The sequence below is a fragment of the Kitasatospora sp. NPDC048545 genome (assembly GCF_040651155.1).
Classification (GTDB): domain Bacteria; phylum Actinomycetota; class Actinomycetes; order Streptomycetales; family Streptomycetaceae; genus Kitasatospora.
Map to the genome: position 1 here is coordinate 73,567 of NZ_JBEZIQ010000028.1, position 18,967 is coordinate 92,533.

Consider the following 18,967-nt stretch of genomic DNA (forward strand, 5'->3'; position numbering starts at 1 on the left):
CCACTGTGTACGAGTTGAACCGCGTCCTGCTGCGGAACTTCGGCCCTCGCGACGCCCGGTACGAGTGCGTCGACCTCGACCTGTCCGGGGTCGGAGAGCCGGTATCGACCGGCGCTCTGGTTCCCGACGCCGGCCACGTCCCGCATCGGCCCTCGCCCGCGAGCCTGGTGATGCTGCAGAACGGGGGCGGCAAGGGCGTGCTCCTCACCGCAATCATGTGCACGACCATCCCTTACCGCCACAAGGATCTCGAGGCGCTTCGCAAGTTCGTCGTCTCGCCCGCCCAGCCGTCGCACATCGTGATGGAGTGGGTGGACGCGCGCACCGGCCGGCTCCTGGTCACCGGTCAGGTCCTCGCGCCAGCAGCAGACAAGAACCTCAGCAGGCTCTTCTACAGCTTCCAGCCCGGAGCGGCCCTCACTGCAGATTGCCTGCCATTCCACCATGACGGCATCTGGCTCTCCTTCGACGACTTCTGCACCGAACTGCGGGACCTCAGGGCCCGCCATGAAGGGCTGGGCCTGCGGGAGGAAGCTGGCCAGAAGGAGTGGGAAGCCCATCAGAGCAGCCTCGGCCTCGAACCCGACCTGTTCAACGTCCAGCGCGCGATGAACGCCACCGAGAGCGGTGCCGCCAACGCGTTCACCACGACCACGTCCGGTGCCTTCGTGGAGTGGCTCCTCAAGAAGGCTTCCGACGCTTCCGATTACGATGCGGTCGGCAAGATGTTCGCCGGGTACGCGGGGGCAGTCTCGCAGTACCAGCTCTGGCAGAAGGAGCGCGCGTTCGCCCTCGAGATGCAGCGGCAGTGCCAGCAGGTCGACGACGCCCACACGGCACAACTCTCACAGGCGGCACAGGCAGCACAAGCCTCGAAGAACCTCGTGGCGCTGGCTTCGACACTCCTGGCCAGGGACAGGCAACTGGCGTGTGAGGTCGAGCTTTGCGGTACCGCCTACGAGGAGGCGGATGTCGAGAACCGGACGAGGTTGCGCGCACAGGACGCGGCCGACCGCGCGCTGCGACACGTCCAATGGCACAGCCTCCGGCTGGATCTGGCCGACCTGGAAGCGAGGCGGACGGATGCCGAGGCGAGGAGGCTCGAAGTCGAACAAGAACGCGATGGCTGGGCCCAAGTACCGCTGGCCCTGGCCCTCGCGGCTGCCCGCCATGCCTTCGACAGTACCCAGCTCGACCTGACCCGGGCCGAAGGGGCCATCGCGCCCTATGCGAGGGCCGCCGATGATGCCGCAGCCCGGCTGAGGATCGGCCTGCGGCTGGCAGAAGAGGCCGTCCGTAAGACGATCCACGACTTGCAGGAGGCCACGCGCGCCAGCGGGATCGAGGTCAGCGAGTGGCGTGCCCGCATGGGCGACCTGCGCAAGCTCGACGGTGCTGCGGAGAGCGAGACGGCGAACCTCAGCTCGCTCGTCGCCGAATTCGAAGCGGCCCTCCAGCGGTCGCGCGAATCGCGGGACGTGCTGGCCGGAGAGACGGCGGTGGACGCAGCTGCCCGCTCCCGTACGGCGGAAAGGGACCTGAGGGAGCAAGCCGACGATGCGAAAGCAGCTGTCGATGAGGCGAAGACGAGCGCTTCCCGTGCCCGGGCTGATCTCTCCACCGCCGATGCCACCGCGTTTGCGGCCAGCAATGCTGCAGACAATGCGAGCGCTGTGATCGACAGGCTCCGGACCAGGGCGCGGCACATCCAGCGCGATCCCCTCAGCTCGGAGCTGCTGGAGACAGAGCTCGACGCGACCGGCGATGATGCCTTGACCTGGATCGCCGCTGCGGCAGAGCCGCTACACGAGGTCGCCAGCCGCCGCCATGCAGCTCTGGAAGGAGTCCTCACAGCTCAACGGCGCAGTCTGGACAGAGACCAGGAGTACCTGACTGCCCTGGACACCAGTGCCGGACTGCTGCCCGCGCGCGCTCACGTCCGCGAGGTCTGCGACGCCTTGCTCGGGCACGGAGTCGCTGCCCATCCCGGATGGATCTGGATGCGCGACAACCTGCCGACCGACCTCCACGCCCGGGCCGTGTCCGATCACCCCGACCTGGTGGACGGAGTGATCGTCACCGACGAGTCCGCGCTGGAGAAGGCGCGCCAGTTCCTGGAAGAGCTCCGCCCACTGCCGGCAGCGGCCGTGGCCATCGGAACCGGCAACCGGTTCGCCAACACGGTCCCCAGCGACCAGGCGGGGCGCACCGTGGTGGAGCCCACACCCGCCATGCACGATGAACTGGCCGCCGCACGCGAGCGGGAGATCGTCGAGGCTCGTATCCGGGAGACCTCCGAGGAAATCCAGCAGCAGCAGACACGTCGAAAGGCAACGGCACGCCTCCTTGCCGCCCTGGACCACTGGCAGGACGAGATCGGAGAGCTTCCCCTCGACGTACGCCTTGAGGAACTGAGGAGCCTTCAGGCCGCCGCCGGAGTCGCCACGGAAGCAGCCGATGCGGCCTCCGACCGAGTGCAGGAACTCGAACTTGCCCTGGACGAGGCCGAGTCGCAACGCGATGCCGTCCTCGCCCAGTGGGCGGCCCAGCAAAAGTCGGCAGACAACCTGGAGCGGCTGGCCGACCGCGAGGCCAAGGCGGGCCGTGCTGCTGACCGGATCGCCGAACTCGAACGCCAGACCACGCTGCGGCTCGCCGAGTTCGGCAAGCTGGAAGCAGCCTGCTCCGCAGCGGAGGACGAGAGCCTTCGCCGTGCCCGCCTCATCGAGAACCATGAGCAAGAGGCGGGCCGACACAGCAGGGAGCTGGAGGTGACCACGGCCACCAACGAGGCCGAACGCCGCCAGGCACAGGCCGGCGTACTCGACCCCCTGCCCGTGCTGCGACAGCAGTACAAGCAAGCCGCCTCCGACCTACACGCCCGTGAGGTCGGTGACGACCTTCGCGAGCGCGCGCGGACTGCCGGGGCCGACCTCCAGACCTGCCAGGCCCTCTGGAAGAGGGTCCCGCCCCCTGTACAAGATCGAGCACAGGCCCTTGCTCAGGACACACGTGCTGACGATGCCATCCAGCGGGACGCCCTCGTGCGCAGCCTGACCGGGCAGGCCACGCAACTGCAGACCGACGAAACCCTTCTCAACTCGCAGCGCGCCCGCGTCCAACTACGGCTCGAGCAAGCCCGACCGGCAGAAGGCCAAGCCTGGCTGGAGGAGGAAGCCGCACAGGAGTGGACCCCGCATGACCGGGTCCAGGCCCAGCAACTGCTGGAGACAGCCGGAGACTTGAAGAGCAGCGCGGACCGGGCAGCGCGTACGGCCGGGGACTCCTTCGATGCCGCGCGCCGCGCCAAGAAGCAGGCTGAGCGCAGCCGCACCACCCTCGCCCCGGTCCTTGCACTCTTCGAGGCGGCGATCAAAGGCATGCCCATCGATGAGGAGGCCGCACCCTACCCTGGAACACTCGAAGGTGCCGAGTCCAAAGCCCGAGAGGCCGTGAACCTCCACACGACAGCCCACACGCAGCAGACCACCGCCGACCGAGCCGTCGAACAAGCCGTAGCCGATCTGAAGGACGCCGTCTCCAACGTCGCCTACCACGACCTCGACATTCCCCTGCGCGCACAGATTTCTGCTCTCGACGGACGAATGATCCCTCCCCTGGCCGCCGATTTCGTCACCGCTCTCACTGAACGCGCCGCTGTCCTGGCGTCTCAGCTGAACGGAGTCGAGCAAGTACGCGAAACCCTGGTCCTCCAACTGGCAGGTCGCGTCTCCGAAGAGCTCAAGAAGCTCGACCGCGCCAGTGCCTTCTCCGTCTTCCCCGACGACGCCGGTCCATGGTCGAACCAGCGCTTCCTGACGATCAAGTACCAGCCGCCGGAGCAGCCCCTGCTCCATGGACTTATCCGCGAAGCAGTCCAGATCATGGCCACTGCCCCTAACGCCGCTGGGCTCAAGGGAATCGACGTCGTCATGCGCTGCCTCCACCGCGCCGTCCCACGAGGCTTCACCGCCAAGGTGATCAAACCAACTGCCTCGCGCACCATCGAGCACGTGCTCGTGGAGGACATGAAAACGATCTTCTCAGGCGGCCAAGAACTCACCGGAGCCATCCTCCTGTACTGCGCGCTGGCCGCCCTGCGAACCTCACCAGGCCCACGCCGCCGCACTCGGCACGGCGGCCTCCTCATGCTGGACAACCCCATCGGGCGCGCCAACGCCGACTACCTCATGCAGATCCAGCAGGAGATGGCCACAGCACTTGGCATCCAGCTGCTCTACACCACCGGACTCAGCGACGACAACGCCACCCTGCGGTTCCCCCTGCGCATCCAACTGCGCAACGACGCGGAAGCCCGAAGCGGGCTGTCCCTCGTCCGCGTCGACGAACGCGTGCGCGCATCCCTGGTCCCCAGGCCACGCGTCACACCCGACCCCGAGGCCCCCGAACCCGCCGGCTACCTGAGCGCCGCCCGGCTCTACACCAAGACCGAGGCCGGACAATGAAGACGCCAGACGACAGCCCCATGCCACCCTTGTCTCCAGCCGCTACCCGGCTCAACGACACCCTGCAGGCCAGGACCCCCGGCGGCGGCACGCTCTCTCGCACAGCCCTGACGGAGGCATTCGCCTCTGCCCTGCCGGGCCTCTCCCACAGCGGCAACAGCCGCCGTAGCCTCGCCACTCTGCTCATCGAGCTTGCCGACGCGCAACTCCTCACCCTGCCCTCCAACCCGGCGAAGTGGGACGCCGGGCGCCCCCCACTACCCGACGCCGTCCGCATCGTCCGCTCCCACCCGACCGCCTCGGCACCCCGAGAAACGCGGTCATGGAGACCGGAGCTCAGCTGGGTATCGGCCGCGCGCATCACCACCGCACAGACGAACATCCTGACCGCGATCAACCGGTGGTTTCGGGACACGAGTAGCACAGCACAGGCCCGCCGCCCGCTGTCCCTGCGCGAACGATCCCACGAGATCTTCAACGACGAGAAGCGCCTTGACAGTCTGATCAGCGGAGCGCTCTTCGGCCCGGGCCGACTCGACCTCGACCAGCTCGCGACATACCGGGAACCCCCACCGCTCGCCTACCGACACCTCGGAGACGGCGACACCATACTCGTGATCGAGAACAGCGATACCTTCGCCACCCTGCGCCATCTGCTCCAACGCGACCCCGGACGGATCGGCTACATCGCTTTCGGCGCCGGCCGCGCCTTCGAGGCGACCGTTGCCAGCATCACCGAACTCCCTCAGATCCACCGCATCCTCTACTACGGAGATCTCGACGCGGACGGCCTGTCCATCCCGGCCAGGGCCTCCATTACCGCAACGCTGTTGGGCCTACCGCCCGTTGAACCAGCGGAAGGCTGCTACCGGCTCCTCATCACCCGTCCTCGCAACACAGCACTCAAGATCGATCCGAGCCGCGCCCGGCTGCTCGTGGAGTGGCTACCGCCCGCCCTACAAGATCAAGCCCTCGTGATGCTCACGGCAGGCGACCGCGTTGCCCAGGAAGCCGCAAACCAGAACCATCACCTCGAAGACACTCAGTGGCTCACCATTCGGGAGACGGCACCAACGACGTCCCGCCCACACTCCGATCCTCTCCCGCGAGGTGCTGACGGCAACAGCGCTTCGGTCCCGGCGCCGCAGGAGGCACAGCCCTGTCCTCCAACCGCGATCCGAGAACCCCATGCACCGAGCTGATCAGACCGCCGCGATCACCCTCAGCCGCACAGCCAGTCCCTTCGGCTCAACAGACAGCACACTGAGCCACCGCCCCGCACCAGTGATCGGCCCCACGTGGGTCCGCTACCGTTTTGCGGGTTGGACCCCGTAAGGCGTGCCGGGTGCCTGCCCACAGCGGGCCGCTGGATCTGCGACTCTCCCGAGCCCGGCGTTCAGCGCTGGCCCGTACCGAGCAGAGCCAGCAGGGTGGTTGCCGGGTCTGGTGGGTGCGGCAGGTCAAGGAGTTCCAGACGCTTCGTCCAGGTCTGCCGGGCGCCGGGTGTCCTGACCTACGCGGCCAGACAGGTACTTGGCATGGTCGCGGAAGTCCTGTCGTCGCGGTGAGAGTCTGCCCGGTCGAGTGCGGCGGATAGCGCTTTGACGGCGTCGTCGGCGGAGTCCTTGAGGAGATGGCCGTAGAGATCGACGGTGATGGCGAGGTTGGAGTGGCGCAGAGCCTTTGAGACGACGGCGAGGGGGATGTTGGCGGCGATCATGATGCTGGCCGCAGTGTGGCGCAAGTCGTGAAGGCCGATATTCGGCAGGTCGAGTTCGGCGGTGCGTTTGCGGAGCTGGTCAAGGACCCACTGCGGGCGCAGGGGTTCGCCGTCCGGGCGGGCGAAAACGAGCCCCTCCAACCTGCCTTCCGGGTGGGCGGCCATCTGCAGGCCTGCCTGGCGGTGGAGGGCGGCCATGACTCTGGGGGGAGGCTGATCCATGCGCGGCTGGCTTCGGTCTTGGGCTCGCCGAGGTGGATTTTCCCGTTGTTCACGGCGGTCAGGGTCCAGCGGACGTAGAGCTGGCGGTCCATGAGGTGCACGTCGGACCAGTGGAGGGCGAGGACCTCGCCGCGGCGCATGCCGGTGCCGAGCATGACCTCGAACAGGTCGGTGAGCCGGTCGGCGTAGTGCTCGGTGCTGTGGCGCAGGAAGGCCGCGGCCTGGTCGGGGGTCCAGCAGACGCGCTCGGCGGCGCGGGGCTTGGCGGGTACGGAGTGCTTGGCCGGGTTGTAGCGCAGCCGCCACGTCCGCACGGCGTGGTTCAGGGCGTTGCGCAGCACGGCCACCGCGTGGTGGAAGGTGGTGGGGCCTCGGCCGGCGGCGAGCTGGGCGCTCACCCAGGCGTCGATGTGCTTGGGACGCAGGTCGACCAGCAGCATGCCGCCGAACGCCGGGACCAGGTCGCGCTCGATGCACGCCCGGTAGGCAGACCAGGTGTTCGGGGCCAGTGATGGGCGCTTCGACTTCAGCCACTCGTACAGGAACAGCCCGACGCGTAGCGTGCGGTCCTCGTACACACCCCGGTACTCGGCATCCAGCACCCGCGCCATCTCCCGGGCCGCCTCCGCCTGACTGGCGAACCCGCCCCGCCGCCGAGTCCTGCGCTTGCCGTCCTCCGGCGCCAGGTCCACCGCGTACGTCCACCGGCCGTGCGCGGTGTCGGCGGCCAGCCGCGGACACCACGAACCCAACTGCTTCCCGCTGTTGCCGTCCTTGCACCCGCACCGTCGATACACCCTGCCCCGCTTGGGACGCTGCGCCATGGGAGTCCTCCTTGAACCAAGTGGTGATGGCCTGTCCAGAGTTGCGGGAGTGGTGGGTGTGGCGGCAGAGCGTGCGGGGCGGGGCGTGGAGCACTGGCAAGATCGACTGGCCGGGACACGCGCTGACGACACGCCGCGACGGTGATCACGCTGTGTGGCTGGTGGGTAGGGCAACTTGATCGCACGCATTGGGGCTTCCAGGGTTCATCATCGGAAAGGGTGGCTGCCGACCGGACGCAGGAGACCGGCCTGCTGGCCGTGGGTTGTCGGGCTCGTACAACCCGGACCACGCGCGGTGCGTGGCGCCGAGCCTCGGAGCGGTCTTCGGAGGGAGCGTTGGCGGGCGCCGGAAATTCCTGCGAGGCCACACGGAATTGGCGATAGTGGGATTTCTGGTGACCAATCTCTGGCTGGAGTTCGGCCTGGCCGGATTGATTTCTGCCGGCACTCCTTGGCTTCTGTCCGGTGGCTCTTTGGGCGATCCGCCGGAATCACTGGATTGACGGCCGGAGTGGCGCTACCCTGGAGACATGAACGCCACCCAGACCCTCCATCAAGCCCCTGACCTGGGGACCAGCTGGGGACCACACGTCATGCGCGCTGCCGCACGAGGTGCGCGAAACATGCTCGTCTGCACGCGCACGACGTGTGCGTGGGCGCATTTTGAGGGGTAATAGGATATCCCTACTAAACTGGGGGTCAAGGGGTCGCAGGTTCAAATCCTGTCGTCCCGACGTGAGTCGGAAAGGCCGTTGGCCGGGAGAAATCCCAGGTCAGCGGCCTTTTTGTTGATGGCCCGGCAGGTGGTGGGCGGCTGCGGTGCCGTGGCTTTGTGATCTTGCTGGGGACCAGCCGGGGACCGCAGCCATTGGCCGACGGGCCGCCGCACTCCGCTGCGGCGGCCGCGCGTTCGCGCTTACACCAGGTCGCCGGCCTGCCAGCCCGGGGGGACCTTGGGCAGGCCGATCAGGGCGTCGATGTTCAGGTGCTCGGCGAGCAGGGCTTTGAGGTTGCGGCCGTCGATGAGGCGCAGGCGGCCGTTGCGGTGGGCGAAGTCGTAGCTGTCCTTGCCGAACCACGAGGTGGTCACGACGATGCCGTAGCCGGCGTCCTTGTCCTGGATGACCCCGGACATGGCACGGACGGTGTTCACCGGGACGATGTTCTTGGAGCGCTTGGCCTGGATGGCGAAGATGGTGGACCCGGTCGGGTCGGTCAACGTCGCGACGGCGTCCACGCCGTCGTCGCGGGAGCCCTGGGTGCGCCAGGTCTCGTAGCCCATGGCTTCGAAGAGTTCACGGACCAGGCGTTCGAAGTCGTAGGGGTTCATCTGGAGCAGGTCGGGCCGGCTGTCCAGGGTGGCGACCACGGCGGTGTCGGTGGTGATGCGGTAGCGGGACAGGTCGGCCTCGACGATGGGTGTGACCGGTTCCAGGTCGTGGGGGTGCTTGGAGACGGTGGCACCGAGCCGGTGGAGGCACTGCTGCGGGTCGAGCCGGGGCTCGTCCAGGACCAGTTCGGCGAAGTCCTTGCGCTGGGCGACGACACTGACGACGCAGGCCCGGATCGCCTGGCCGGTCGCCGTATCGGTGGCGTTGACGCGGCCGTTGAGGATAACGGTCTCCACGAACGCGGCCGGTGTGGCGGAGAACGCCTCGTCCAGTGCGCGCAGGGCCAGGCGGGCCACCAGCCTGGCGTAGGCCTCGTTGAGCTCGGCCGGCTTGGCGGGCTGGGGGACGACCTGGGCGCGCTGTGCGACGTAGCGGTAAGAGGCCACCGCCGAGACGATCTCGTGGTTTGGCAGCTCGACGTCGACCAGGAGCTGCTGGGCCTCGGGGACGTAGACCGCCTGGGCCGCGGCCCGGCAGCCAGAGGGGACGGGGGAGCGCTGCAGCAGGTCCTCGATCAGCTCCGCGACACCCTGAGGGCCATCGTGGGCGAACGCTTCTTCGACGTGCGGGTGCCAGGCCTCCAGGCCCTCGGGGCGCAGCAGCAGGACTGATTCCAGCTCCTCGCGGCGCCGATTGCACTCGGCGGTGCCCTCCTCGGCCTGGGCCTTGAGTCGGGTCGTCTCGGCTTGCCGGGCTTGCCGTTGGGCTTCCTTCTCGGCCAGGGCGTCCGCGCGTTTCCTCGCCTCCTCCTCCCGGCGCCGAGCCGTCAGGCGCTTGGCCAACTCGGCTTCCACCCGGGCGGCTTCCTTGGCGCGGGCGGCCTCTTCGCGCTGGAGGTGCTTCTCGCCGGCGGCCAGGAGCCGGGCGTGTTCGACGGCGGGGTCCACCTTCCGCTTCCTGGGACGGGGTTGAGCCGCCGGGGCGGCAGCGCGGCCGGCCGCCTGTTGGGCCCCGCCCTGCGCGGCTCGCGCCTGCTGCTTCAAGCGGTACGCCTCGGCAAGGATCTCCGCCACCGTCTTTCGGCGTGCCACCCGGTCCACCCCCTGGTCCACGACAGCGCGGCCCCACGCGGGGCCGCGCTGCCTGCGCGATATGCCAGCAGCACTACCCGGCTGGGGCCGCCGAGAATCAGCGGCTCCGAGCCGAGTAGGGGAGGGGCAACCGCTACGGGGGCACAACGTGCCGCCGCGGTTGGGGAGATGAAGTGCTCACTCACGCGGGAGCGGAGAAGGGCCTGCGTCGTACATCTCGACCGGGCGGTTGCACAGGTCTCGTACGTCCTCCAGCGGCGCGGCGATTCCAGATGCCTGGAGGCTGCCGTGGATGTTGCGCGCGGTCTGCTCGCGGAGCAGCAACCGGACCCAGGGCGGCACGTCTTCTTCATCGTCTGCCACAGGCCACTTCTACAGCACGGTGGTTGACGATGACGAACCCGCCGTTGTGGGCAACGTGCCAGTGGGGGCGCCGGCGGATGCCCGGTGGACGAGGCGCAGATGGCGCACTGTCGCCTCGGCCGGTGCCGCCGTCGGCGACGAGGTGTGCCGGTCGGGCGACAGGTGCCTGCTGAGGGTCTGGCCGGCCTTCTCGATGGAGCTCTTGTCCGGGTGGAGGTATCGCTGGGTGGTGGTGATGTGGCCGTGTCCGGCGATCTTCTGGAGGACGTGGATGGGGACGCCGGCGTCGGCGAGCCAGGTGAGGCCGGTGTGCCGGAGGCCGTGTCGGCGCAGGTACTCGTAGCCGAGGCCGACGACGACTTCGTCCCAGTGGGTGGCGTCTCGCAGGATGGCTGTGGTGACGCGGCCGCCGCGTGGCCCGGTGAAGAGGCGCGCCATGGGGTCGTTGCCGACCACGGTCATGCGCCAGTTCACGAGGTCGCGGATCTCTTCGATGATGGGGACGGTGCGGCGCCGCTTGCCCTTGGTGCCTTTGTCGATGAGGCCGCCGGGGCCGGTGGTGGTTTGGCGGCACAGGTCCCAGGTCCAGTCGAAGCGGTTGATGTCCTTGACGCGGACGCCGGAGACTTCGCCGATGCGGGCGGCGGTGCAGGCGGCGAAGCGGACGATGTCGCCCCAGCCGCGGTAGTGGTTGTGGGAGCGTTCGACCAGGGCGTTGGCGAGTTCGTCGAGGGCGTCCCAGTCGGCGAGGGCGAGGGAGCGGGGGTCGTCGAGTTCGTCTTCGGCTTTCTTGTAGAGGCGTTGCCAGCCGCTCATGCGGGAGGGGTTGAAGTCGATGAGGCCGTCGCGGACGGCTTGCTCCATGATGCGCACGAGCGGGGCGAGGCTGTTCTTGACGGAGGAGATGCTGAGTCCGTCGGCGATCCAGGAGTGGAGGGCCCTGTCGGTGATGCCGTTGGTGATGCTGGTGACGGGTATGTGGCCGAGGACCGGGGTGACGCGCAGCTTCCAGCCGGCGGTGTAGGGGTCGAGGGTGGTGGTCTCCAGGCCGCGCATCGCCAGGTCCCAGTTCTCCTCGCCGTACTCGGCGAGGGTCATGGTGAGGGTCTTGGGGGTGATGCCGCGTGCTGCGGCCCGCTGCATGCGGGCGATCCAGGCCTTGGCTTCCTCCTCTGTGGGGACGGAGGAGGAAGCCGACTTGCGGCCGCCGGCGTTGGGGTCGGTCCAGCGCACGCGGGCGCGGTAGCGGAACTGCGGGCGGCGGTCGGGGCGGTGCTCGATGTCGGTGGTGAGGTCGACACCCATGGGGATGAGCGGGGTGTGGTCGGGCATTCAGGCTGCCTCGGATGGGTCGGTGCGCTTCTGGGCGAGCCACAGCTGGGTGTCGGGGATGCTGTACAGGTAGAGCCTGGGCGCGATCTGGATGAAGGGCGGGCCCTAAGGGGGAGTGGCGGAGCGCCAGCGCCGCAGGGTCGAGGGGTCGACCTTCAACAGCAAGGCGAGTTCCTCGGTGGAGTACCAGCCGCTGTGCAGGAGGTCGAACTCCGGCGCCGGATTGGCCTCGTGAGCGGGGCCGGCAGGGGTCTGGGTCGGGACCGAGAGGCGGTTTGTGGCGGGAACGTGGGGTCGGACGTGCATGGTCTCCCTCTGATGGGGTGGTGGAGCCGCTCGGGCTCGGCCGGGCATGCCCACAGTCACCTGTCCGCCTGGACGGGCGGAACAGGGTTTGGCGTGCTGAACGGGGCAGACCGTACGCACGGGTCGTTCTTCGAAGCGCGTCGAGCTCCGGCGGGCACGCCGGGTGGAAGGCGGCCTGACGTCTGCGACCGCTGACGAGGGCCTGCTGCCACGGGAGTCCGCGCAGGTCACCCCGGGCAGAGGGGGCGGTTTGCGGCGCTGGCAGTGATGCAGGCCGTAAATGGCGTTCTTGCCTGGTGGGTCGCGGCCGGAGCGCCGCGGAGATGGCCCGGAGTACCCTGAAAGTGACGGCAGACGCGGGACGGCAGCTACGGTCTGTGACGAACGTAAGGGGTCTGGAGCCGTCGGTCCCCTACCTCGCGCCGACGCTAACTCAAGAGCTGCGGACTTTTAATCCGTAGGCCTTCCGATTTCGTTCGGAGGCCACTTTTCGGTGCGCCACCCCTTGTGACCTGGCCTTTCTTGTTCCTGTGAAGGTGTGACCGGGCGGGCGGCTCCTCCTCGATGGGTCGCGAGTGGGTCACGCGTGGGGCGGCCGGGTCGGGCAACGGACCGTCAAAGTCTCACACTGAGCTGCGTGGCTCTCTGTTCGGCGAGGTTCCCGGTCGGCCCTTCGTTTGCCGTCTGCGCGGCGTGGACTGATACCGGATGCCTCGGGAGAGCTTTCGGGCTGCATCGATGACCACGCGGGCCGTCGCCTCAGCGCTGAGATGGGCCGTCTCGGGAAGTACCGACGTGTACGTGTCGGCGGTCGTCATGATCGTAGAGTGCCCCAACTGGGCTTGGATGACCTTGAGATCGGATCCGCCGGTCAGGGCGAGACTTGCCGCGCCATGGCGCAGGTCGTGGAGCCGGACAGGTGGCAGGCCGCTCTTGCGCACCATGTTCTGGAAGACATGGCCGATGTAGTCCGGGCGCAGCGGACGTCCGTAGGTGTCGGTGAATATGTAATCGGACTCATTCCAGTGAATTCCCGCTGCCAGTTTCTCCTCCTTTTGCTGGTTACGGTGTGTGTTCAGTGCGTGGATGGTGCTTCTGTCGAGGGCGATCGTCCGCTCGCCGGCCCGTGTCTTGACCGGGCAGACTTCCAGTCGCCCGTTCTCCCGCTGCTGTAGCTGCCTAGCGACTGTGAGTGTGCGGCCAGAGGAGTCGAAGTCTGCCCAGCGGAGCCCAGCGCCTTCTCCGCGACGGAGGCCACGCAGGGCGTACAGGTGGTAGAGGGCGTACAACCGGTGATCACCCGCGAACGCGAGGAACGCGGCGGTCTGGAGGGGTGTCCACACGGCAACAGGCGGGCGCTCGCCCGTCCGCCTCCACTCCGCGACCCGGTTGTCCGTCCAGACGACCGGGTGCGGCCGAGGTGCTCGTGGTAGGTCGAGATGGCGGGCAGGGTTGGTGGTCAGCAGGCCGCTGCGCACGGCGAGGTTCAGGGCGGCGCGCAGTGTCGCCTGGACGCGGCGCAGTGTGCCGGCGCTGACTGGTCGGCCGATGATCTGGTGCCGACGGACGATGGCGCTGAAAGCCAGCTGGACCGTGTCGTTGGTCAGCTCGCAGAGCAGTTCGCGGCCGAGCAGTGGCACGAGGTACTGCTCCAAGTGCTGCCGGTAGCCGCGGGCGGTCGACGGTCGCAGATGCGGCTCGACGATCACGTACCAGCGCTGCAGCCATTGCCCGGTTGTGAGGAGCCCGCCCGCGCGGACGCGATCGTGGTCTTGAAGTCGCCTGAGTGCCTGCTCGGCGTCAGCCCGTGTGCGGTAGCCGCCTCGGCGCAGCCGTGACCGGCGATCGTCTACGGCTGCTTGCCTTGGCATCGCGAGATACCAGGAGCCGTGGCCGCGACGATGCAGGTCCGGACAGCGGCTTCCGAGTTGTAGGCCGGTATCGGGCTCCCGGCAGCCGCACCGCTTGTAGATCGTTCCGGTACCACGCATGGCGTTCTCCTTCCGGCTCGCGGGCGGACCTGCGGCCAGTCTGGACCTGTAGGGCCGCGGAACGGGCCTGGTCAGGACCTTCGTGGGGGATCGCGGTGCCGCGTGTGAAGTCAGCGGGTTCCATGAGGGCTCGGGCGGTGAAGGCGGCTTTGGGACCCCGCCGTAGAAGTTCAGCCCGTGGCCCGCGCGGCGTCAGCCTGCCGTAGGACGCCTTTGGGGAGGCGAAAGTGATCGCTGCGGCCGCTGACCCCTCGGATTGCAGGTGGATTTGAAGGCCAACTAGCGTGGAAAGATGCGGAGTTGCAGGCATCAGGTTCGAAGGAAGCGCTACGGCTAGTCGGCACAGATCGACGCATCCTAGTTCAAGTCATCGCTGAATAAGCAATTCTGACGATCAATCACTCACATGAGTGATGGCTGTCGGTGGTGGCTGCTTCGATGCGAACTGTCCGAGAGATTCCTACCCAAGGAGGCTTCCATGAAGGCGTTGTACGAGCGACTGGCCGAGGCGGCGAGCGGGCTGTCGGCGGACGGTGCGATCCGGATCGTGGCCCACTACGAGCCGGTGGCCGGTGTGGGAGCGCCGGTGGCTCCGCCGACGGTGAAGGTCAAGGAGGGCGACGGTCCGGGCCAGTTGTTCGAGGACCGGTGGGTCGGCGGGCAGCGCACGAGGGTGGTGCTGCTGGACCAGCGGCAGTCGCAGGCGAACCGCTGTGAGACGGCCCTGCTGGAGGCCGTCGACCTGGGGGATGCGATGGTGCCGCACCTGGCGCTGCACGTGAGTGCGGAGGGCCGGGAGCTTCGGATGACGAACCTGGACGCGCCGCACCGCTCCCGCGACGCCTACTTCCGGGACGCGCTGGACGAGGCCGGGGCGAAGTTCGACGACACGGAAACGGGCCGGGCGCTTCGCGATACCGGGACCGGAGACGTGAGGGCTTTCCTGGAGTCGGCCCCGTCGGACCTGGTGTTCGGCCTCTGGGACTCGCACCGCAAGCGCCGTGTGCAGTTGAAGGTGCCGCGCACCTACACCTCGGAGCTGGTGGGCCTGCATCCGCTGTCGGGGAAGCGGGCGGCGGGGCGTTTCGACAAGTGGAACTTCCCCGGGGACAACGTGGAGCTGACCGCTGACGGCTGGAGGCCGGTGGAGGGCACTGGGAAGAAGGGCAAGGGGAAGGCGCTCAAGGCGTCGGCGGTCGGGCACGGCATGATCCCGCCGGTCGAGGGCATGGGCGGGGTGACGGTGCGGGCGATCGAGCGGAACGCGGCGCTGGCCATGGCGGGCCTGAGGGCGCTGCGCTTCGGTGACGCGCCGAAGGAGTACGTGCGGGCGGCGAGGGCCCTGCTGGCGGCGCTGGCGCTGTTGGGGGACCGGCTGGCGTTCGCGGCGCCGGCGGTGCGGCTGCGGTCGGGCTGCGACCTGCTGCTGGTGTCGGAGCGGATCGAGTGGGTCGGCCGCGGGCGCGAGGGTGTGGCGGTGACGGAGCCGCTGGAGCTGGACACCGCAGGGCAGGCCCTGGAGCTGTTCGAGTTCGCGCGCTTGCGGGCCGAGGAGGCGGGCCTCAAGTGGTCGAAGGAGCCGGTGCGGCTGCGGCCGAACACGCAGGTGCAGCAGGCGATCGAGCGCTCCTTCCGCCTGGAGGGCATCGGTGAGGCGGAAGGCGAGTAGAGCGTCATGCCTTTCCACATCTCGGTGGAGCTGCTGGAGCCGCTCTACCAGGCGACCGCTATGGATGGTGAGCGCGCGGAGTGGCCGCCCCACCCGGCCCGCCTGTTCTGTGCGCTGGTCGCGCACGCCGACCTCGACGATGCCGCGCACCGGATGGCGCTGACCTGGCTGGAGGCGCAGGCGCCACCCGTGGTCACGGTGCCGGCCAGGCCGATGGAGGCGGAGCACCCGCGCGCGGCGTGGGTGGTGACCAACATCGTGGACCCGAAGAAGGTGACCCACGGCCTGCTGCCGGGACGCACCGCCGGCGGCGTCCCCCGGGCATGGGCGCAGAAGACGCTGTCCGGTACGCGGATGGTGTTTAGCTGGGCTGCGGAGCCGGGGGAGGAGCTCGCCCCAGTGTTGAAGGATCTGGCGAGTCGGGTGCCGTACTTCGGGCGATCGACCGGGGCCGGGCTGCTGGATGCCTGGTGCGGCCCCGACGAATCCGGTGACGAGGATGGGTGGCGGCAGAGCTGGAGGCCTGCGGCCAATGGGGAGTACCCGAAGGGCTCGCGGCCGATCCGGATCCCCTACCGCGGGTACCTGGCGTGGCTGGAGGAGGCGTTCGAGGAGCAGCGGCCGTCCTGGAGCCAGTCGGTCACCCACCACTACCTCGATACCGACCACACCGACCGGCCCGAAACGCCGGCCGTGGACGGTCCGTTCGGCGATCTGCTGACGTTCTCATTCGCCCCGGGCGTGGCGCTGGACCCGCGGTGGACGCTGGAGCTGACCGGTCGGCTGCGAAACATGGTGATGGGCACGCTGGAGGCGATGGGCCACGACGTCGAGGCGATGACCACAGTCCACGGCCACAAGAACAGCCCGGACGACCCGCGGCCGGTCGCCTACCTCGCACTGCCGTTCACCGGCCACCAGCACGCCGACGGGATGCTGCGCGGCCTAGGCATCGCCCTGCCCCGCGAGATGCCCAGGCCGGACCGCAAGGCGCTGCTCGCTGCCCTCCTTCGCCATGACGGGGGCTTGCGCTGGATCCGATTCGCGGACGGGGAACCGCTGGACCTGGTGCGGGTAAGTCCCGCCGACCACGACCAGTGGCCGCAGACCGTCCAGCCGTGTACGTGGCAGGGGCCGTCGACGGTATGGGCCACGGTGCTGCCGATGGTCCTCGACCGCTTCCCCAAGAAGTACGAGGAAGCCGCGTGGGCGGACTCGATCGCGGCCAGCTGCGCCGCGGCCGGGCTGCCCGAACCCACGCAGGTGCAGGTGAGCCCGCGAGGCGGGCTCGTGCCCGGTGCGCGAGATGCAGACCGGTTCCCGCTCCGTCGAAAGGAGGGGGAGCGGCCGCTGCCGAGCTGCCACGTGCGCCTGACCTTCCCGGTGCCGGTGTCGGGGCCGGTGGTGCTGGGCAGCAAGAAGAACTTCGGCCTGGGCCTGTGCCGCCCGGAGCCCGACTTCCAGGAGGACGACCAGTGACGGGCACCGGGCGACCGCCAGCGATCGATGCAGCCGAGTTCCCCGCCTTCTTCCGGGAGGTTCACCACCACACCCACTGCCCCGACGGCGCCACGACCGTGACCTGCGATGGGTGCGAGGGCTGGGCGCCGTTCCCGTGGCAGAGCGCCTACCTGGATGCCGTGGCGGCCGGCGCGGACTGGCCCGACCTCGACGTTCCCACCGCGCTGGGCAAGACCACCTTCATCGACATCTGGCTCTTCCTCCTCGCTCAGCAGCACACCCTCCACCGACACCAGGAACTGGGCCGCGAGTACCGGACAGTGCCGCTGCGGCTGTTCTTCTGCGTCGACCGGCGTCTGGTGGTCGACCAGGCCCACCAGCACTCCATCGAGCTGGCCGAGGCCCTCGCCGAGGCGCCGGCCGGCTCGGTGCGGGCGAAGGTCGCCGCTGCGCTGTGCGATCTCGGTGGCGGCGAGTTGCCGCTGGAGGTGGTGCGGATGCGCGGCGGCACCCGCTGGGAGTCGAACTGGGTGCGCAGCCCGGCCCAGCCGCTGGTCGTGACCTCGACCGTGGACCAGTACGGCAGCCGCCTGCTGTTCCGCGGCTACCACACCTCCCCGCAGCGCGCTCCGATCGACGCCGCCCTGACCGGACACGACGCACTGCTCGCCCTGGACGAGGCCCACCTGTCGAAGGCCCTGCTGGCAACCGCCGCCGCCACCGCGCTCTACCAGCAGACGGCGGTGCGCGGGGAGCTCGCGGCACGGGCGCTTCGAGTGGTGAGCCTGTCGGCGACCAGCGCCACGGGCGGCCGTCCCCGCCTGGGCATCGGCGACGCCGACCGCGCCCATCCGATCGCCGGTCGGCGGATCGCGGCCAAGCGCCACGTGACGCTGCTCGACGCCAGCGCCTGGTCGAAGAAGCCCGCGGAGGCGTTCGCCCTCGCGGCCGAGACCGGCCTGGACACCGTCCTGCCCGTCCTGGGGCTGCCCGCGGTCGCGGTGATCGCCAACACCATCACCCACGCCCGCGCCGCCCACGAAGCGCTGGCCCGGCGAGGAGACGTGGACGTACTCCTGCTGACCGGCCGCTGCCGGCCCGCGGAGCGCGACCTGCTCGTCACCGGCCCGCTGACCGAACTCCTCGACGGCATCGAACCGGACCGCGAGCGCCCCCTCGTCGTGGTCAGCACCCAGACCCTCGAAGTCGGGATCGACTGCACCTTCGGCGCGATGGTCAGCGAATGCGGCGACTGGGCATCCGCCCTGCAGCGCCTCGGACGCCTCGACCGCCGCGGCGAACTCGGCCCCGTACCCGCGATCCTCGTCCGCACCCACCATCCCGAGGAGCCCGACCACATCCCCGTCTACGGCCCGGCCGCCGCCAACACCTGGCAGTGGCTCACCCAGCACGCCCCCACCCACGACACCCAGGATGCCGCCGAGCTGACCCCCCACCTCCTGGACGGCCTGGTCCTCAACCCCGCCACCCTGCCCGGCCTCCTGGACGGCACCGCTACCGCACCGCTCACCCGCGCCGGTGAACACATCCCACCTGTTCACCAGGTACGCGTGGACGCCTTCGCCCGCACCAGCCCCATCCCCGTCCCCGACGAATCCCCCGCCCCCTTCCTCCACGGCCTCGACACCGGCCAGCCCGAAGTCCAACTCCTGTGGCGCGCCGACCTGCCTACCGACACCACCGACTTCGACGCCCTCGCCGAACACATCCGCACCACCCCCGTCCACACCTCCGAAACCCTCTCCCTGCCCCTGGCCACCGTGCGCCGCTTCCTCACCGAACCCCGCCGCACCCCCGACACCAGCGACCTCGAAGGCCCCGACGCCGACACCACACCCGAACCCCGCAACCCACCCACCCGCCTGCGCACCACCGTCCTCCAACGCGAGACCAACGGCACCTGGACCACCCCACGCTCCGCCGACGACCTGAAGCCCGGCGCCACCCTCGTCCTGCCCACCACCGCCGGCGGCCACGACGCCTACGGCTGGACCGCCGACCCCGACACCCCCGTCCCCGACCTCGGCGACCACCCACCGACAACACCCGCACCCCGCTACGCCTGGACCCGGCCGTCCTGGCCAGCACCACCGGCACAGCCCCCGAGCAGTTCGCCCCGATCGTCAAACAGGCCATCACCGACCTGACCACCGATCCCGACGACCCGGAC

The 18,967-nt window shown here is 69.2% G+C and carries 12 protein-coding genes; 5 read left to right on the forward strand and 7 right to left on the reverse strand.

Going from position 1 to position 18,967, the window contains the following annotated elements; genetic code table 11:
* Positions 1-5 precede the first annotated feature (5 nt).
* Both AB0D10_RS25400 and AB0D10_RS25405 read left to right on the forward strand, forming a co-directional pair.
* Positions 6-4,466, forward strand: coding sequence for a hypothetical protein (locus AB0D10_RS25400; RefSeq protein WP_360260369.1), 4,461 nt, complete (start codon positions 6-8; stop codon positions 4,464-4,466).
* Positions 4,463-5,668 carry a Wadjet anti-phage system protein JetD domain-containing protein gene (locus AB0D10_RS25405; RefSeq protein WP_360260372.1) on the forward strand — a complete coding sequence of 402 codons (1,206 nt, stop codon included), beginning with the start codon at positions 4,463-4,465 and terminating at the stop codon, positions 5,666-5,668. Before AB0D10_RS25400 ends, AB0D10_RS25405 begins: the two co-directional genes overlap by 4 nt.
* 311 nt (positions 5,669-5,979) lie before the next feature.
* Here AB0D10_RS25405 and AB0D10_RS25410 read toward each other — a convergent pair whose 3' ends face one another.
* From AB0D10_RS25410 to AB0D10_RS25440, 7 genes are all read right to left on the reverse strand, one after another.
* Positions 5,980-6,288, reverse strand: coding sequence for a tyrosine-type recombinase/integrase (locus AB0D10_RS25410; RefSeq protein ID WP_360260493.1), 309 nt, complete (start codon positions 6,286-6,288; stop codon positions 5,980-5,982).
* Positions 6,183-7,232: a site-specific integrase gene (locus tag AB0D10_RS25415; RefSeq protein ID WP_360260375.1), complete on the reverse strand. Its 1,050-nt coding sequence runs from the start codon at positions 7,230-7,232 to the stop codon at positions 6,183-6,185. The genes AB0D10_RS25410 and AB0D10_RS25415 overlap by 106 nt, the downstream gene beginning before the upstream one ends.
* 916 nt (positions 7,233-8,148) lie before the next feature.
* Positions 8,149-9,510, reverse strand: a complete 1,362-nt coding sequence (locus AB0D10_RS25420; protein WP_360260378.1) for a restriction endonuclease — start codon at positions 9,508-9,510, stop codon at positions 8,149-8,151.
* A 321-nt stretch (positions 9,511-9,831) separates the two neighbouring features.
* On the reverse strand, positions 9,832-10,017 hold the full coding sequence (locus AB0D10_RS25425) for a hypothetical protein (RefSeq protein WP_360260380.1): 186 nt from the start codon (positions 10,015-10,017) through the stop codon (positions 9,832-9,834).
* A gap of 9 nt (positions 10,018-10,026) precedes the next feature.
* Positions 10,027-11,349, reverse strand: coding sequence for a site-specific integrase (locus AB0D10_RS25430; RefSeq protein ID WP_360260383.1), 1,323 nt, complete (start codon positions 11,347-11,349; stop codon positions 10,027-10,029).
* A gap of 105 nt (positions 11,350-11,454) precedes the next feature.
* The gene (locus tag AB0D10_RS25435; RefSeq protein WP_360260385.1) at positions 11,455-11,655 is read right to left on the reverse strand and encodes a helix-turn-helix domain-containing protein; all 201 of its coding nucleotides are present in this window, start codon (positions 11,653-11,655) and stop codon (positions 11,455-11,457) included.
* 623 nt (positions 11,656-12,278) lie between these two features.
* Entirely contained in the window at positions 12,279-13,646 is a 1,368-nt protein-coding gene (locus AB0D10_RS25440) for a tyrosine-type recombinase/integrase (RefSeq protein ID WP_360260388.1), read from the reverse strand.
* Between the two features lie 478 nt (positions 13,647-14,124).
* On the opposite strand from AB0D10_RS25440, the gene cas7u reads away from it, so the two are divergent.
* Genes cas7u through cas3u form a run of 3 tightly spaced genes read left to right on the forward strand, consistent with a single transcriptional unit; the run spans position 14,125 to position 18,944 of the window.
* The gene (cas7u, locus tag AB0D10_RS25445) at positions 14,125-15,315 is read left to right on the forward strand and encodes a type I-U CRISPR-associated RAMP protein Csb1/Cas7u (protein ID WP_360260391.1); all 1,191 of its coding nucleotides are present in this window, start codon (positions 14,125-14,127) and stop codon (positions 15,313-15,315) included.
* A 6-nt stretch (positions 15,316-15,321) separates the two neighbouring features.
* The gene (gene csb2, locus AB0D10_RS25450; RefSeq protein ID WP_360260394.1) at positions 15,322-16,794 is read left to right on the forward strand and encodes a type I-U CRISPR-associated protein Csb2; all 1,473 of its coding nucleotides are present in this window, start codon (positions 15,322-15,324) and stop codon (positions 16,792-16,794) included.
* Positions 16,791-18,944: a type I-U CRISPR-associated helicase/endonuclease Cas3 gene (cas3u, locus tag AB0D10_RS25455; protein ID WP_360260397.1), complete on the forward strand. Its 2,154-nt coding sequence runs from the start codon at positions 16,791-16,793 to the stop codon at positions 18,942-18,944. The genes csb2 and cas3u overlap by 4 nt, the downstream gene beginning before the upstream one ends.
* Positions 18,945-18,967: the final 23 nt, after the last annotated feature.

Coding starts and splice junctions, on each gene's coding strand:
- AB0D10_RS25405 (WP_360260372.1), top strand. CDS start 4,463: ATGAAGACGCCAGACGACAGCCCCATGCCACCCTTGTCTCCAGCCGCT.
- AB0D10_RS25415 (WP_360260375.1), bottom strand. CDS start 7,232: ATGGCGCAGCGTCCCAAGCGGGGCAGGGTGTATCGACGGTGCGGGTGC.
- AB0D10_RS25430 (WP_360260383.1), bottom strand. CDS start 11,349: ATGCCCGACCACACCCCGCTCATCCCCATGGGTGTCGACCTCACCACC.
- AB0D10_RS25435 (WP_360260385.1), bottom strand. CDS start 11,655: ATGCACGTCCGACCCCACGTTCCCGCCACAAACCGCCTCTCGGTCCCG.
- AB0D10_RS25440 (WP_360260388.1), bottom strand. CDS start 13,646: ATGCGTGGTACCGGAACGATCTACAAGCGGTGCGGCTGCCGGGAGCCC.
- cas7u (WP_360260391.1), top strand. CDS start 14,125: ATGAAGGCGTTGTACGAGCGACTGGCCGAGGCGGCGAGCGGGCTGTCG.
- csb2 (WP_360260394.1), top strand. CDS start 15,322: ATGCCTTTCCACATCTCGGTGGAGCTGCTGGAGCCGCTCTACCAGGCG.